Origin of the sequence: Mycobacterium sp., from assembly GCF_036490025.1 — a bacterium.
Lineage (GTDB): Bacteria > Actinomycetota > Actinomycetes > Mycobacteriales > Mycobacteriaceae > Mycobacterium.
The window spans coordinates 1-15,729 of sequence record NZ_DASXEP010000020.1; the positions used below are offsets into that span (position 1 = coordinate 1).

A 15,729-nucleotide genomic window follows, 5' to 3' on the forward strand; every position below is an offset into this window, starting at 1 on the left:
ACCATCGCGCGCTTCGGCAGGCCCAGCGACGCCAGCTCCTTGGCGTAGGGGTGATCGCCAAGGCGCAGCGTCGCTCCGCCGACCCGCCCGCGCAGCCCGCTGACCCGCATCTCCCACGGCACCTCGCGGGTGGTGCCGTCGGCGTAGGTGTAGGTCTTGAGCACCTGCGGACGCGACGTGAACAGCGAGGGCACCGGCAGCCCGCGACCGAAATCGATGCCGGCGATGTGCGAACCCTCGGCACTGACGTCGAAGCCGAAGTTGCCCGTTTCGCGAATTGTGAAGTCCGCCATGATCTTTGGGAATCCCCAGATGGTGCGGCCGGCCTCCAGGGTGAAGGCTTGGTCGACCGGCAGGTGGTGGATGAACGCAGCAGCATCGCCGAGCGCCCGCAGTCCGCGCGCTTGCGAGCCCGGCGGGTTGACCATCACGCAGGTACCGAATTCGTGGTACTTCCCCAGATCCCCGTCGATGTAGCGAGCGAGCATCAGGTTGACTACGGCGCGGCCGGGTCGGTGTCGGCAGACCTGCAGGCCGCTGTAGTCGATAAGCCGCTGAGCCGCGGCTGCATCCACGGAGAACATCGCCGTGTGCACGTCCGCCTTGCGAATCTGCACCGGCATGGTGAGCACCGTTCCGGCGATGGTGTGCTGTGAATTCGGCATGCAGGTCACTGTAATCCGCTAGTAATTGGGCCAAGTAGAAAACGGGAGGCTAGGTACATGACTGCGACGATCCCCGACACGATCGTGAACATCGACTTGGCGGATGGCAACTTCTACGCCGACCGCCGGACTTCGCGCGAGGCCTATCGCTGGATGCGGGCCAACCAGCCGGTGTTCCGCGACCGCAACGGCCTGGCCGGCGCGACGACCTATCAGGCCATCATCGACGCGGAGCGCAATCCCGAGCTGTTCTCCAACACCGGCGGCATTCGTCCCGATCAGCCCGGAATGCCGTACATGATCGACATGGACGATCCCGCGCACCTGGTGCGGCGCAAGCTCGTCAACGCCGGCTTCACCCGTAAGCGGGTGACCGAGAAGGAGCCGTCGATCGCCCGGTTGTGCGACACGCTGATCGATGCCGTCTGCGAGCGCGGCGAGTGCGACTTCGTCCGCGATATCGCCGCCCCGCTGCCGATGGCCGTCATCGGCGACATGCTGGGCGTGCTGCCCGAGGAACGCGGCATGCTGCTGAAGTGGTCGGACGATCTGGTCACCGGGCTGAGCTCACACATCGACCCGGCGGGCATGGAGTTTCAGGCGGTGATGAATGCGTTTGCGGCCTACACCGAGTTCACCATGGGCACCATCGCCAAGCGTCGTGCCGAGCCCACCGACGACCTGTTCTCCATCCTGGTGAACTCCGAAGTCGAGGGACAGCGGATGGCCGACGACGAGATCGTGATGGAAACCCTGCTGATCCTCATCGGCGGCGACGAGACCACCCGGCACACCCTGTCCGGCGGCACCGAGCAGGTGGTGCGTCATCGCGATCAATGGGAGGCGCTGGCGGCGGACCGGTCGTTACTGCCCGGCGCGATCGAAGAGATGCTGCGCTGGACCTCACCGGTGAAGAATATGTGTCGAATGTTGACCGCCGACACCGAGTTTCACGGCACCGAGCTGCGCCAGGGCGAGAAGATCATGTTGCTGTTCGAGTCGGCGAACTTCGACGAGTCGATGTTCGAGAACCCCGACCAGTTCGACATCCGGCGAGACCCCAACGGCCACGTGGCTTTCGGCTTCGGCACCCACTTCTGTCTGGGAAATCAGCTGGCGCGCTTGGAGTTGAGGCTGATGACCGATCGAGTGCTGGAACGGCTGCCCGATTTGCGGCTGGTCGCTGATGACGACGTATTGCCTTTGCGCCCAGCCAACTTCGTCAGCGGTCTGGAGTCGATGCCGATGGTGTTCACACCGAGCGCGCCGCTGGCGGGCTGAGGCGCCGCGTGCGCCGAGCGTGCGCGCATGGCGGTGAAATCGCCGGCAGCCCGCCCCCATTGCACGCTCGGCGCTCCCAGGCAGCCTGAACGCGCGCGATGACGCCGCCTTCGGTGTCTTCCGCAGTGACTCGCACGTCAACCCAGCCCAACGCTGCGACGGCCTCTGCCCGTCTGATGTCCTTATTGAATTGTCGACGGTTTGTCCAGTGGTGGTCACCGTCGTATTCGACAGCCAGTTTGATGTTCTCCCAACCCATGTCGAGGACGGCGACAAGCTGGCCAAACTCGTCGTAGACCGGAATTTGTGTCTGCGGCGGCGGGAAGCCAGCGCGGATGAGTAGCAGGCGTAGCCATGTTTCGCGGGGTGACTCGGCCCCTGCATCGACGAGTTCCAGCGCCGTGCGCGCACGCCGGATTCCCCGACGCCCTTTGTAGCGTTCGACGAGCAAGTCGACGTCGGCCAGCTTGAGCTTCGTTGCACGAGCAAGCGCGTCAAGAGCCGCAACCGCTGGCCCGACCCGATAGCGGCACGCAATGTCGATAGCAGTTCTTGCCGGCGTTGTCACCCGCATGCCAGCGAGCGTCTGGATTTCGTCTTCGTCGAAGCAATCAGACCAGGTGCGAATGGTCCTCGGTGGACGTCGGTAGTCGTACAGCAACTCGGCTGGTGCCCGAGCGTCAACCCACTTGGCGCCGTGGAGCTCCGACGCCGACTGGCCCGCGATGACTCCGCGTCGCCGCGACCACAGCCAAGCAGCGCGGGCACGCGAATCTGCGGTCAGTTCGGCGGCACGAGGGACATAGACGTCAGGATGTATCGCGACGTATTTGCTTCGCAGCGAGTGGCGTGTAAGCCGACCGCGAGCCAGAGCTTCACTCCCGAGGAACGGCTCCGCCATGGCGGAATTGTGCCGTTACGTACCGACATCCTCGCCGAGCGTGCGCTCATGGCGGTGCAGCCGCCTCGAGGCCGCCCTCAGTGCACGCTCGCCGCAGGCAAGAACCGTCAGCGGCCTTCGAACTGCGGGGTGCGCTTCTCCTTGAACGCCAACGGGCCTTCCTTGGCGTCCTCGGACAGGAACACGTTGATGCCCAGCTGGGTGTCGATTTTGAACGCGTCGTTTTCGTGCAGGCCCTCGGTTTCCCGGATCGAGCGCAGGATCGCCTGCACCGCCAGCGGCCCGTTGTTGCTGATCACGTCGGCGATTTCGAGTGCCTTGGTCAGCGCGTCCCCGTCGGGAACGACGTAGCCGATCAGCCCGTACGACAGGGCTTCGGCGGCGGTGATGTGCCGTCCGGTCAGCAGCAAATCGGCGGCCACCGTGTAAGGGATCTGGCGCACTAACCGCACCGCGGAGCCGCCCATCGGATACAGGCTCCACTTGGCTTCGGAGATGCCGAACTTGGCACTTTCTCCTGCGATGCGGATGTCGGTGCTCTGCAGGATCTCGGTGCCTCCGGCGATGGCCGGTCCCTCGACCGCCGCGATCAGCGGCTTGGTCAGTCGCCGGCCCTTGAGCAGAGCATCGATGCGCGACGGGTCGTAGCTGCCGTCTCGGAAGGAGTCGCCCGGCGGGCGCGCGGTCGCGGCCTTCAGGTCCATGCCCGCGCAGAAGTAGCCCCCGGCCCCGGTCAAAATGCAGCAGCGGATGTCGGGATCGGTGTCGACGCGGTCCCACGCCTCGACCATGATCGAGAGCATCTCGGTAGAAAGCGCATTGCGGGCCTCAGGACGGTTCAACGTCAAGATCAGGGTGTGTCCGCGCTGCTCAATGAGGGCGTCAGCCTTTTTCTCGGACTCGCTCACGGGGGATCGCCTTCCTGTGCGCCGACCTGAAACTTGTCAGGAAATGTAACACGTTCTAATTTAGGGTCCGTGGCCCTGAATATTGCCGACCTTGCCGAGCACGCCGTCGATGCTGTCCCTGACCGTGTTGCCCTGATCTGCGGCGACGAGCAACTGACCTATGCCCAACTCGAGGAGAAGGCCAACCGCCTCGCGCACTACCTGATCGACCGGGGTGTGCAGAAGGACGACAAGGTCGGCCTCTACTGCCGCAATCGCAACGAGATCGTCGTTGCGATGCTGGGCATCGTCAAGGCGGGCGCGATCCTGGTCAACGTCAACTACCGCTACGTCGAGGGCGAACTTCGCTACCTGTTCGACAACTCCGACATGGTTGCGCTGGTGCACGAGCGCCAGTACTCCGATCGCGTCGCCAACGTGCTCCCCGAAACGCCCAACGTCAAGACGATCCTGGTCGTCGACGACGGCTCCGATGTTCCCGACAGCGCCTACCAGAGCTACGGCGGCGTCGAGTTCTATGCGGCGGTCGCCGAGAGCTCACCCGAGCGTGACTTCGGCGAACGCAGCGCCGACGACGTCTATCTGCTGTACACCGGCGGCACCACCGGGTTCCCGAAGGGCGTGATGTGGCGCCACGAGGACATCTATCGGGTGCTGTTCGGCGGAACCGATTTCGCCACAGGCGAATTCATCAAGGACGAGTACGACCTGGCCAAGGCCGCCGCCGCCAATCCGCCGATGATCCGCTACCCGATTCCACCGATGATCCACGGGGCCACCCAGTCGGCCACCTGGATGTCGATCTTCTCTGGCCAAACCACCGTGCTGGCACCGGAATTCAACGCCGACGAGGTGTGGCGCAGAATCCACGACCACAAGGTGAACCTGTTGTTCTTCACCGGTGACGCCATGGCACGCCCGCTGCTCGATGCCTTGTTGGCGCATCAGGACGCCGGCAATGAATACGACCTGTCGTCGCTGTTCCTGCTCGCCAGCACGGCGGCGCTGTTCTCACCGAGCATCAAGGAGCGGCTGCTGGAGCTGCTGCCCAACCGGGTCATCACCGACTCAATTGGCTCGTCGGAGACCGGCTTTGGCGGCACCAGCATCGTCGCCAAGGATGCCCCGCACAGCGGTGGCCCGCGCGTGACGATTGATCACCGCACCGTCGTTATCGGTGACGACGGCAACGAGGTAGAGCCCGGGTCGGGCGTACGCGGCCTGATCGCCAAGAAGGGCAACATTCCGGTCGGATACTACAAAGACGAGAAGAAGACCGCCGAGACGTTCAAAACCATCAATGGCGTCCGCTACGCGATCCCGGGCGACTACGCGCAAGTCGAAGAGGACGGCACCGTCACCATGCTGGGTCGTGGCTCGGTGTCGATCAACAGTGGCGGCGAGAAGATCTACCCCGAGGAGGTCGAGGCCGCGCTCAAAGGTCATCCCGACGTGTTCGACGCGTTGGTGGTCGGCGTGCCCGATGCCCGCTACGGCCAGCACGTGGCCGCTGTCATACAGCCGCGCCCGGGATCTCGGCCGAGCTTGTCGGACCTGGACGGCTTCGTACGCGCCGAGATCGCGGGATACAAAGTGCCGCGCAGCCTTTGGCTCGTCGACGAAGTGAAGCGTTCGCCGGCCGGCAAACCGGACTACCGGTGGGCCAAGGAGCAGACCGAGGCGCGGCCGGCCGACGACGTGCATGCCGCCCACGCGACCGCTTGACCGACTTCGTCAAGCGCCATCCAAACGCGCCCGAGGGCTTCTTCGCCTGTGAAGCCGCTGGGCTGCAATGGCTTTCGCAGGCCGACGGCGGCGTGCCCTGCGTACCGGTTGTCTCGGTGGACGCGACGAGCCTGACACTGCAACGGCTCGAGTCGGTAAATCCCAGTCCGGAAGCGGCTTTCGAGTTCGGCACCCAGCTGGCCGTCACGCACGATGCGGGAGCCACGGGCTTCGGCGCCGGCCCGGACAGGTGGGACGGGCCCGGATTCTTCGGGCCGCTGATGCAGCCGTTGCCGATGTCGCTGCGGCCGCACCGACGTTGGGGCGAGTTCTACGCCGACGAGCGGTTGGCCCCGATGGCCGAATCGGCGGCGCCCCGCCTGAGCCCGTCGACTCGTGCCGCGGTCGACGCTGTCGCGGCGCGCTGCCGAGCCGGCGACTTCGACGACGACGACCCGCCGGCCAGGTTGCACGGTGATCTGTGGGGCGGCAACGTGATGTGGACGCCCGACGGGGTGATGCTGATCGATCCCGCCGCACACGGTGGCCACCGCGAGAACGACCTGGCGATGCTCGCGCTGTTCGGCTGCCCGCACTACGACGCCATCATCGACGGCTATCAGCGGGTGCACCCGTTGCGGCCGGGTTGGCGCACACGCATCGGGCTGCACCAGCTGTTTGCGCTGCTGGCGCACGTGGTGCTGTTCGGCGGCGGGCACGCGCAGCGCACGGAGATATGCGCGATGGCGGCGTTGGCTCTCGAGCCACGGGGCTAGGGTCGATTGCCCGGCTCCTCCTCGGGCCGTTCCGGCCGGGATCGTCGCCGGGCTAGGGTCGATTGCCCGGCTCCTCCTCGGGCCGTTCCGGCCCGCATCGTCGCCGGGCTAGGCTGCGTTCGTGAACGGCGCGCAGGCTCTGATCAGTACCTTGGTCGATGGTGGTGTCGACGTGTGTTTCGCCAACCCCGGTACCTCCGAGATGCACTTCGTCGCGGCGTTGGACACCGTTCCGCGGATGCGTGGCGTGCTGACCCTGTTCGAGGGCATCGCGACCGGCGCGGCCGACGGTTATGCGCGCATCGCTGACCGGCCGGCCGCGGTGCTGCTGCATCTGGGTCCCGGGCTGGGTAATGGCCTGGCCAACCTGCACAACGCCCGACGCGCGCGAGTCCCGATGGTGGTCGTCGTCGGTGACCACGCCACCTTTCACAAGAAGTACGACGCCCCACTGGAATCCGACATCGATGCGCTGGCCGGCAGTGTCTCGGGTTGGGTGCATCGGACCAGTGACGCTGTCGACGTCGCTGCCGATACCGCCGAGGCGATCGCGAAAAGTATTGCTGATCACAAGATTTCAACCCTGATCCTGCCTGCCGACACTTCGTGGACGGACGGCGCCGAAGTCGGCGAGCTGTCGTCGCGCCAGGCTGAGCCGCCGGCCGTCGACTCGGATGCGGTCGAATCAGCCGCTGCGGTGTTGCGGTCCAGCGAACCCACGGTTCTGCTGATCGGCGGCGACGCTACCCACGGCGCAGGGTTGACCGCGGCTGCCCGGATCGCCGAGGCTACCGGAACCCGTTGGTGCTGCGAGGCATTCCCGACCCGGCTGGAACGTGGCGCCGGAATCCCGGCGGTTGACCGGATCCCGTATTTCGCCGAGGCAGTCGTGGCCCAACTCGAGGGTACCAAGCATCTCATTCTGGCCGGCGCGGCGTCGCCGGTGTCGTTCTTCGCCTACCCGGGCAAGCCGAGCGATCTGGTGCCGGAGGGTTGCAGTGTGCATGTGCTCGCCGGACCCAACGGCGCCGCAGCTGCATTGGCGGCACTGGCCGACGAGGTGGCACCCGGCACGAAAGCTGCGGTCGCAGAGCTGTCGCGTCCCCAACTACCGACCGGTGCGCTGACGGCCGTGTCGGTGGCAGACGTGGTCGGTGCGTTGATGCCGGAAAACGTGATCGTCGTCGACGAATCCAACACCTCCGGTGTGCCGCTGACCGCCGCAACCGCCGGCGCTCCCGCGCATGACTGGCTCACCCTGACCGGCGGGGCGATCGGCTACGGAATCCCAGCGGCCGTCGGGGCCGCGGTCGCCGCACCCGACCGGCCGGTGCTTTGTCTGGAATCCGACGGCTCTGCGATGTACACGATTTCGGGCCTGTGGACCCAGGCACGGGAAAACCTCGACGTCACCACCGTCATCTACAACAACGGCGCCTACGACATCCTCCGGCTCGAACTCCAGCGGGTAGGAGCAGGCTCGACGCCCGGCCCAAAGGCGCTCGATCTGCTCGACTTATCACGTCCGACAATCGATTTCGTCAAGATCGCTGAAGGTCTGGGCGTACCCGCACGGCGGGCCACCACCGCCGAGGAATTCGCCGACGCGCTGCGCGCGGCGTTCGACGAACCAGGCCCGCACCTGATCGACGCCGTTGTGCCCTCACTGCTCGGTTAGGACGTGATCGACAATCCAGTCGGCGAGGCTGTTGACCACATCGACCCCGGCCTGGTATCCACCGTCCCGCATTTCGGCCGCCGCAAGGGCTATGCCGACGTTGCCGGACTCCGTTGGAATGATGCCAAACTGGCGGACCAAATAGTCGTCGCCCAGGCCCGGGCCCCAACCACCCTTCGCGGCAAAGCCTTTGGGCGCCAGACCCCAATGGTGTTCGGTCGTCAGATTACGCATGAGATCGACCACAGGCGAGGCACCGTGCACATGTGACATCCCGGCCGCGAACTGGGCTTGGCCGGCAAGCGACCATCCCGTCTGCCCGAACGCCGTGTAACCCGCACGGCGTCGCCGTGATTCGATCACCGTGGCTGGGTCGCCGGCCTCGACGATGACGGCGCGCACCTGCCGGGCCGCCTCGGCGGGATCGCCGAGTTGCGACCAGAGCTCCTCGGCGGCGGCGTTGTCCGACTGAACGATCGTCGACGCGACAAGCTCGTCGCTCCCGACACCCGCCCGCAGCGCCGCTATCGCTAGCGGCACCTTGCTCGTCGACCACGCGACGCCGGTCGACCACCTGCCCAGACACAGCGGGGCTTGACCGGCGCGAACGATTGCGATACCGACCTCGCCTGGAAGGCGACTCGAAAGCTCATCGAAAGAGGCGCGATTCACGGCGCCTACCGGCGGATGGGCAACACCGGGTCGGTGCAGTCCCGGCCTTCGGCCGACAATTGTCGCTTTAGCACCTTGAAGGTCGCTGTTCGCGGCAGACTGGTGCTGACCCGGACGTAAGACGGCCATTGCTTGGGTCCGAGATCGGTCTGTTCGGCCAGGAACACGCGGAACTTGTCCGTGTCGAATTCCGCACCGGGCGCCAGCACCAACGCAGCCATCACTTGATCACCGACGGCCGGATCCGGCACCGCGTAAACCGCCACCTCGGCCACGTCCGGATGACGCTCCAGCACCCGCTCAATGGGTGCGGTCCCGAGATTTTCGCCATCGACCCGTAGCCAGTCACCCAGCCGGCCGGCGAAATACGCGAAACCGGCCTCGTCGCGGTAGGCCAGATCGCCGCTGTGGTACATGCCGCCGGCCATCCGCTGCGCGTTGGCCTCGGGGTCGTTGTAGTAGCCCTCGAAACGCCCTGGGCCGCTTACATTTACCAGCTCACCGATCACGCCTACCGGGCAGCGCTCGCCGCTGTCGACGTCAATGATCTCGATCCCCTCGGGCAGTGATCCCAGGGCGCCGTCCGGCGTGTCGGGTGTGCGGCCGATCGCGATCCCACCCTCCGTCGAGCCGAACCCGTCGACCACCCGGCAGCCGAACCTGGCGGCGAACCGCTCGATGTCGGCGGGTGCACCCTCGTTGCCGTACACCGCCCGCAACGGGTTGTCGGCGTCGTCCGGGCGCTCGGGTGTGGCGAGTACATACGACAGCGGCTTGCCCACGTAGTTCGCATAGGTGGCGCCGTAGCGACGGATGTCCGGCAGAAATCCAGACGCAGAGAACTTGCGGCGCAACACCATTGATCCACGGCAGGTCAATGCCACCGCCCATCCGACCAGGACCGCGTTGGAATGAAACAACGGCATCGAGGCATAGCAGATGTCGCTGGGGCCGAGACTGAACCGCTCCGCCATGGTCACGCCCGCGATCGCCACCTTGCCGTGGCTGCACATGACCGCCTTGGGGTTACCGCTGGTGCCCGACGTGAAGATCAGCATGAACAGGTCATCGGGCGTTGCCGACTGAAAGCGAATCTCGGCGTCGCGCTGTGCGGCGACCTCGCCGGCCCACGCAGCGGAGTCGACGTTGATGTGGTCGATATCGCCTAGCGTGCCAGCCGAATTCGTGTCGGCCAGTACCAGCTTGCAGTCGGCATGGTGGATGTCTCGAATTAGCGCAGCACCCCTGCGCACCGGATTGAGTCCCACCGGGACAATTCCCGTCATCCCCGCGGCGACCAAGACCGAGGAGAAGAACGGTGTGTTCTCCAGCAGCACCCCGACGTGCGGTGGCCGGCTGGGGTCGAGTCGCGCGCGCAGTGCCGCCGCAACCGCAGCGCCCTGCCGGAGATGGTCGCGCCAGCTGACGAACGAATCCTCGAAGTGGACGCCCCGATCGTCGATATCAACCAGCGGGGCCAGCAGATCCGCGACGGTAGGAAGTGCGTCCATCAATGGTCCGCCTCCTTCTCGGTCCGCTGCGCGGTCCGCATCGTCGACGGACGCGGCTAAGCGGGGGTGTCCGCCAGCTCGCGGCCGATCTTCAGCAGCTGCCCGGTGGCGCCGCCCAGCGCGAACTCGGTTTGCTTGGCAGCCAGGAAATAGCGGTGCACCGGGTGGTCGATGTCGATGCCGACGCCACCATGCACGTGAACGATGGTGTGTGCCACACGATGTCCGGCATCGGCCGCCCAGAATGCCGCGGTGGCGACCTCGGTCCCGGCAGGCAAATCCTCACTGAGTCGCCACGCCGCCTGGGTCAGCGTCAACCGCAGGCCCTTGACGTCGATGTAGCCGTCCGCCAGCCGTTGCCCCACTGCTTGGAAGCTGCCGATCGGACGATCGAACTGCTCACGAGTGCGCGCGTACTCGGCGGTCAACTGCAGTCCGCGGTCCAGCACGCCGAGCTGGAATGCGGTGTGGCCCAGCACGCCCAGTGTGGCGATCCAGGCGACCACGTCGTCGCCGCCGACGATGCGCTGCCGGTCGACCTCGACGCCGTCCAGTCGGAGATGCCCGATACTGCCCAGACCGGTGGTGTCCAGCGCGGTCACCGTGACGCCTGGATCGCTGGCAGCGACCAGGAAAACGGAAGTGCCGGAATCGGTTTCAGTCGGCACCAGGAAGGCGTCGGCCACCGGCCCGTAAGCGATCTGGGTGCGGGTTCCGGTCAACCGGTAGCCGTCACCGACCGGTACGGCCTGGACCGGTCCGTCCCCCATCTCGCCGTCCAGTGCGACGGCGAGGATTTTCTTGCCGTCCACTGCGGGAGCACCCCAGTCCTGCTGGAGTTCGGCGGAGCCGAACCGGGCCAGCGCGCCGGCGGACAGTACCACCGAATCCAGGTAGGGCACCGCAGCCAGCTGACGACCCAGTCCGACCAAGACGGCGATCTCCTCGAGCACGCCAAAGCCGCCTCCGCCCAGCGATTCTGGTGCGGCAGTGGAGAGGATGTCGGCGTCGACCAGCTTGCTCCACAGCTCCCGGTCGAACCGTTGATCGAGGCCGTCGAGTTTGCGCTGATGTTCGGGCGTGCACACCGCGTCGACGATCGTGGTGACCAGACCGCCGAGATCCTGGGCGGCTTCGGTTGTTGAGAAGTCCATGGGTTCTCCAGAATTCGCTAGCGGTTGGCTCGGGGCAAGCCCAGCGCCACCATGCCGATGATGTCGCGTTGCACCTCGTTGGTGCCGCCGCCGAAGGTCAGGATCAAGCAAGCCCGATGCATCCGCTCGACTCGGCCGCGCAGCAACGCGCCGGGCGAATCCTGCCGCAGGGTCGCCGCGGTGCCCAGCACCTCCATGAGCAGCCGGTAGGCCTCGGTGGCCAGCTCCGTGCCGAACACCTTGGCCGCCGAAGCGTCCGCCGGGGACGGGGACTCGGAGCCCGATGACGCCAGTTCCCAGTTGATCAGCTTGAGGACCTCGACCTTGGCGTGCACCCGAGCGAGGTTGAGCTGCACCCATTCCGAGTCGATGAGCCGGGCGCCGGCGGCATCCTTGATGTTCTGTGCCCATTCCCGGACCTGGTTGAGCGCCATGATGATTGGCATCGGTGACACCAGCGCGACGCGCTCGTGGTTGAGCTGGTTTGTCACCAGCTTCCAGCCGGCGTTTTCCTCGCCGACCCGGTTGGCCACCGGGACGCGGACGTCCTGGTAGTAGGTGGCGCTGGTGTCCACGCCGGACATGGTGTGCACCGGCGTCCAGGAGAAACCGTCGGCGCTGGTCGGCACGATCAGCATCGAGATGCCGCGGTGCTTCTTGGCTTCGGTGTTGGTGCGGACCGCCAGCCAGACGTAGTCGGCGTAGGCGATCAGGCTGGTCCACATTTTCTGGCCGTTGACCACATAATCGTCACCGTCACGCACCGCGGTGGTCCGCAGGTTCGCCAGGTCGGTGCCGGCGCCGGGCTCGGAGTAGCCGATTGCGAAGTGCAGATTCCCTGACGCAATGCGCGGCAGGTAGAAATTCTTCTGTTCCTCGGTGCCGAACGCCATGATCGTCGGCGCGACGCTGTTGATGGTCAGGAACGGCACCGGTGCGCCGGCGATCGCGGCCTCGTCGGTGAAGATCAGCGATTCCATCGGGGAGCGGTCCTGGCCGCCGTACTCCTTGGGCCAGTTCAGGGTGAGCCACCCATCCTTGCCCATCTGCGCGACAGTCTCGCGGTAAACGTTGCCTTCGCCGACCTCACCTGACGTCGAGCTCAGCGCCTCACGACGTTCCGGCGTGATCAGCTTGGCGAAGTACGACCGCAGCTCGCGGCGCAGCTCCTCCTGCTCCGGGGTGTAACTGATGCGCATTCCGGCCGCCCTCCAGTCGTGGGTGAGTCGCGCGGCAGCCTGCATCAACGGCTACCCACTCGCCACTTGAGGTTGTAACACGTTCTAGTCTGAGGGTCCAGCGACCGTTCTCCCGGACCCGATCGGGACTGGTCGTAAGGTGGGCGTACCGATTGAAGGCCACGTTTCAAGGAGGATCGTCGTGCGAGTGATAGTCGACCACGACCGGTGTGAGGGCAACGCGGTGTGCTTGGGAATCGCACCGGATATCTTCGACCTCGATGACGAGGATTACGCGGTGGTGAAGACCGACCCGATTCCTGCCGATCGCGAGGCGGCGGCGGAGCAGGCGATCCAGGAATGCCCGCGAGCAGCCTTGGCGCGCGAAGACTAGAGGTATTCATAAATTGACTAGCCCTAATAAACCGGCCAGCAGCACCAACGCGGCCGATCTATCCGGAAAGGTCGCGGTTGTGACCGGCGCGGCAGCGGGCCTGGGCCGCGCCGAGGCGATCGGCCTGGCCCGCGCGGGCGCAACCGTCGTCGTCAACGACATCGCCGCCGCGTTGGATGCCTCTGATGTGATCGACGAGATCACCACCGCCGGCGCCAAAGCCGTCGCGGTCGCCGGCGACATCAGCCGACGCGACACGGCCGACGAATTGATCAGCACCGCCGACGGATTAGGCGGCCTGAGCGTCGTTGTCAACAACGCCGGGATAACTCGTGACCGGATGTTGTTCAACATGTCCGACGAGGAGTGGGACGCGGTGATCGCCGTGCACCTGCGCGGCCATTTCTTGCTGACGCGCAACGCCGCGACCTACTGGCGATCCAAAGCCAAAGACGCCGGCGGATCGGTGTACGGCCGCATCATCAACACCTCGTCGGAGGCGGGATTGGTGGGGCCCGTCGGTCAGGCGAATTACGGCGCCGCGAAGGCGGGTATCTCGGCGCTCACCCTGACCGCGGCCCGGGCGCTGGGCCAGTACGGAGTTTGCGCGAACGCGATCTGTCCGCGAGCCAGGACCGCGATGACCGCCGACGTCTTCGGTGACGCCCCGGAGGTCTCCGACGACCAGGTCGACCCGCTCTCGCCTGAACATGTGGTCACCCTGGTGCGCTTCCTGGCATCGCCTGCGGCTAAAGACGTCAATGGTCAGGTCTTCATCGTGTACGGACCTCAGGTGACGCTGGTGTCAGCGCCCAGCGTCGAGCACCGGTTCGCCACCGATGCGCAGGCATGGGACCCCGCCAAGCTGAGCGACGAGCTCCAGGATTTCTTTGCTGGACGGGACCCGGAGCGCAACTTCGCGGCGACCGGTTTGATGGAGTGATTCAGCGGGTCGCAAGACCCTCGGTATGGTTGCGAACGGACTAGAACACGTTTCAGGATGACCTGCGTCACAATCGCGCTGACCTGCCCAAACTACTGACTTTTGTCTAATTTTGCCGTTCTTTGACACTCGGAACTTGTTCTAGTTACGATTGGCCGGCTCACGCGGACCGCCGTCGGCTCAGAAACAAGCTAAGGCGGCGCTAGCCGGGGACACAAGGGCATCGCTGTCGAACATGGTGACACCCGCGCGAGAAGGGAACCAGGTTGATCGAACAGCTCGCGGTCCCGGCCCGGGCCGTGGGCGGTTTCGTCGAGATGGCCCTGGATACCTTCCGCAAGACTTTTCAGCGGCCGTTTCAATTTCGTGAGTTCCTCGACCAGACCTGGATGATCGCCCGGGTTTCGCTGGTCCCGACCTTGTTGGTGGCGATCCCGTTCACGGTTCTGGTGGCGTTCACGCTCAACATTCTCCTTCGCGAGATCGGCGCCGCGGACCTGTCCGGTGCAGGCACGGCGTTCGGAACCATCACCCAGCTCGGCCCCGTTGTCACGGTGCTGGTGGTGGCCGGCGCGGGCGCCACCGCGATCTGTGCCGATCTGGGTGCGCGCACCATTCGCGAGGAAATCGACGCGATGCGGGTGCTGGGCATCGATCCGATCCAGCGCCTGGTGGTGCCCAGGGTGCTGGCGTCGACGTTCGTCGCGCTGCTTCTCAATGGGCTGGTCTCGGCGATCGGCATCGCCGGCGGCTACGTGTTCTCGGTGTTGCTGCAGGGCGTCAATCCGGGCGCTTTCGTCAACGGTCTGACGGTGCTGACCCACCTCGGCGAGCTGATCCTCTCCGAGATCAAGGCGTTGTTGTTCGGCGTGGTCGCCGGCCTGGTCGGCTGTTACCGCGGGCTGACGGTCAAGGGCGGACCAAAAGGTGTCGGAGTCGCCGTCAACGAGACGGTGGTTTATGCGTTCATCTGCCTGTTCGTGATCAACGTCATCATGACCGCGATCGGTGTTCGAGTGTTGTCGCGGTGAGCACATGAGTTACGATGCCTCGCTGCGCTTCCGGCGCTTCTTCCACCGGTTCGCCGGCCCCATCGATACTTTCGGCGAGCAGGCGCTGTTCTATGGCGAGTCGATGCGCTACATCCCGAATGCGCTCACCCGCTACCGCAAAGAGACAATCCGGCTGATCGCCGAAATGACCATGGGCACAGGCGCATTGGTTCTCATCGGCGGTACGGTCGGCGTCGCCGCATTTTTGACGCTGGCGTCCGGCGGTGTGATCGCGGTACAGGGCTATGAGTCGTTGGGCAACATCGGTATTGAGGCGCTGACCGGATTCCTATCGGCATTTCTGAATGTCCGCATCGTCGCCCCGGTGGTCGCGGGGATAGCGCTGGCTGCCACCATCGGCGCAGGCACCACGGCACAGCTGGGCGCGATGCGGGTCGCCGAGGAAATCGACGCGGTCGAGGCGATGGCCGTGCACTCGGTGTCCTACCTGGTTTCCACCCGGCTGATCGCGGGCTTGATCGCGATCGTCCCGCTGTACTCGCTTGCGGTGCTGGCCTCGTTTTTCGCCGCGCGGTTCACCACCGTGTTCATCAACGGGCAGTCGGCCGGTCTGTATGACCACTACTTCAACACTTTCCTGAATCCGACGGATCTGCTCTGGTCGTTCCTGCAAGCCATCGTGATGTCGATCGCGGTGATGCTGATCCATACGTACTACGGCTATAACGCTTCTGGCGGTCCGGTGGGTGTCGGTCTGGCGGTCGGCCAGGCGGTGCGCACGTCGCTGATCGTCGTTGTTGTCATTACTTTGTTCATCTCGCTGGCTGTCTACGGGGCATCCGGTAATTTCAACCTCTCCGGATGAGCCCGGGGACGACGCACAGCGCGGCGCGCGATCAACGGAAACCGGGCGCATAGGTAAAAGGGGGA

The 15,729-nt window shown here is 65.4% G+C and carries 15 protein-coding genes; 8 read left to right on the plus strand and 7 right to left on the minus strand.

The window, feature by feature from the left end:
* On the minus strand, positions 1-665 hold a 665-nt coding region (locus VGG53_RS02005), incomplete at its 3' end, for an acetoacetate decarboxylase family protein (RefSeq protein WP_331516309.1).
* Between the two features lie 57 nt (positions 666-722).
* On the opposite strand from VGG53_RS02005, the gene VGG53_RS02010 reads away from it, so the two are divergent.
* The gene (locus VGG53_RS02010) at positions 723-1,946 is read left to right on the plus strand and encodes a cytochrome P450 (protein WP_331516310.1); all 1,224 of its coding nucleotides are present in this window, start codon (positions 723-725) and stop codon (positions 1,944-1,946) included.
* On the opposite strand, the gene VGG53_RS02015 is transcribed toward VGG53_RS02010, so the two are convergent.
* Positions 1,918-2,847: a hypothetical protein gene (locus tag VGG53_RS02015; protein ID WP_331516311.1), complete on the minus strand. Its 930-nt coding sequence runs from the start codon at positions 2,845-2,847 to the stop codon at positions 1,918-1,920. The two genes, VGG53_RS02010 and VGG53_RS02015, sit on opposite strands and share 29 nt — an antisense overlap.
* Before the next feature lie 107 nt (positions 2,848-2,954).
* Positions 2,955-3,755, minus strand: coding sequence for a crotonase/enoyl-CoA hydratase family protein (locus VGG53_RS02020; protein WP_331516312.1), 801 nt, complete (start codon positions 3,753-3,755; stop codon positions 2,955-2,957).
* 33 nt (positions 3,756-3,788) lie between these two features.
* Here VGG53_RS02020 and VGG53_RS02025 point away from each other — a divergent pair, with 33 nt between their 5' ends.
* From VGG53_RS02025 to VGG53_RS02035, 3 genes are all read left to right on the plus strand, one after another.
* Positions 3,789-5,480, plus strand: a complete 1,692-nt coding sequence (locus VGG53_RS02025; protein WP_331516313.1) for an acyl-CoA synthetase — start codon at positions 3,789-3,791, stop codon at positions 5,478-5,480.
* A complete protein-coding gene (locus VGG53_RS02030; protein ID WP_331516314.1) occupies positions 5,477-6,256 on the plus strand; it encodes a fructosamine kinase family protein in 780 nt (259 codons plus the stop codon). Before VGG53_RS02025 ends, VGG53_RS02030 begins: the two co-directional genes overlap by 4 nt.
* 121 nt (positions 6,257-6,377) lie before the next feature.
* Positions 6,378-7,934: an acetolactate synthase large subunit gene (locus VGG53_RS02035; protein WP_331516315.1), complete on the plus strand. Its 1,557-nt coding sequence runs from the start codon at positions 6,378-6,380 to the stop codon at positions 7,932-7,934.
* Here VGG53_RS02035 and VGG53_RS02040 read toward each other — a convergent pair.
* The 4 genes from VGG53_RS02040 to VGG53_RS02055 are packed head-to-tail and all read right to left on the minus strand — an operon-like array spanning position 7,920 to position 12,470.
* A complete protein-coding gene (locus VGG53_RS02040) occupies positions 7,920-8,606 on the minus strand; it encodes a hypothetical protein (protein WP_331516316.1) in 687 nt (228 codons plus the stop codon). The genes VGG53_RS02035 and VGG53_RS02040 overlap by 15 nt on opposite strands.
* A 5-nt stretch (positions 8,607-8,611) precedes the next feature.
* A complete protein-coding gene (gene fadD17, locus VGG53_RS02045; RefSeq protein WP_331516317.1) occupies positions 8,612-10,117 on the minus strand; it encodes a long-chain-fatty-acid--CoA ligase FadD17 in 1,506 nt (501 codons plus the stop codon).
* Between the two features lie 56 nt (positions 10,118-10,173).
* Entirely contained in the window at positions 10,174-11,271 is a 1,098-nt protein-coding gene (locus VGG53_RS02050) for an acyl-CoA dehydrogenase family protein (protein WP_331516318.1), read from the minus strand.
* Between the two features lie 17 nt (positions 11,272-11,288).
* Positions 11,289-12,470, minus strand: coding sequence for an acyl-CoA dehydrogenase (locus VGG53_RS02055; protein ID WP_331516337.1), 1,182 nt, complete (start codon positions 12,468-12,470; stop codon positions 11,289-11,291).
* Positions 12,471-12,651: 181 nt separating this feature from the next.
* Between VGG53_RS02055 and VGG53_RS02060 the strand changes: the two genes are divergently transcribed.
* The 4 genes from VGG53_RS02060 (at position 12,652) to VGG53_RS02075 (ending at position 15,664) form a co-directional block, all read left to right on the plus strand.
* Positions 12,652-12,843, plus strand: a complete 192-nt coding sequence (locus VGG53_RS02060; RefSeq protein WP_331516319.1) for a ferredoxin — start codon at positions 12,652-12,654, stop codon at positions 12,841-12,843.
* 4 nt (positions 12,844-12,847) lie between these two features.
* Entirely contained in the window at positions 12,848-13,786 is a 939-nt protein-coding gene (locus tag VGG53_RS02065) for a 3-oxoacyl-ACP reductase (RefSeq protein ID WP_414688857.1), read from the plus strand.
* 266 nt (positions 13,787-14,052) lie between these two features.
* Entirely contained in the window at positions 14,053-14,817 is a 765-nt protein-coding gene (locus VGG53_RS02070; RefSeq protein ID WP_331516321.1) for an ABC transporter permease, read from the plus strand.
* Between the two features lie 4 nt (positions 14,818-14,821).
* Positions 14,822-15,664, plus strand: coding sequence for an ABC transporter permease (locus VGG53_RS02075; protein ID WP_331516322.1), 843 nt, complete (start codon positions 14,822-14,824; stop codon positions 15,662-15,664).
* Positions 15,665-15,729 lie beyond the last annotated feature (65 nt).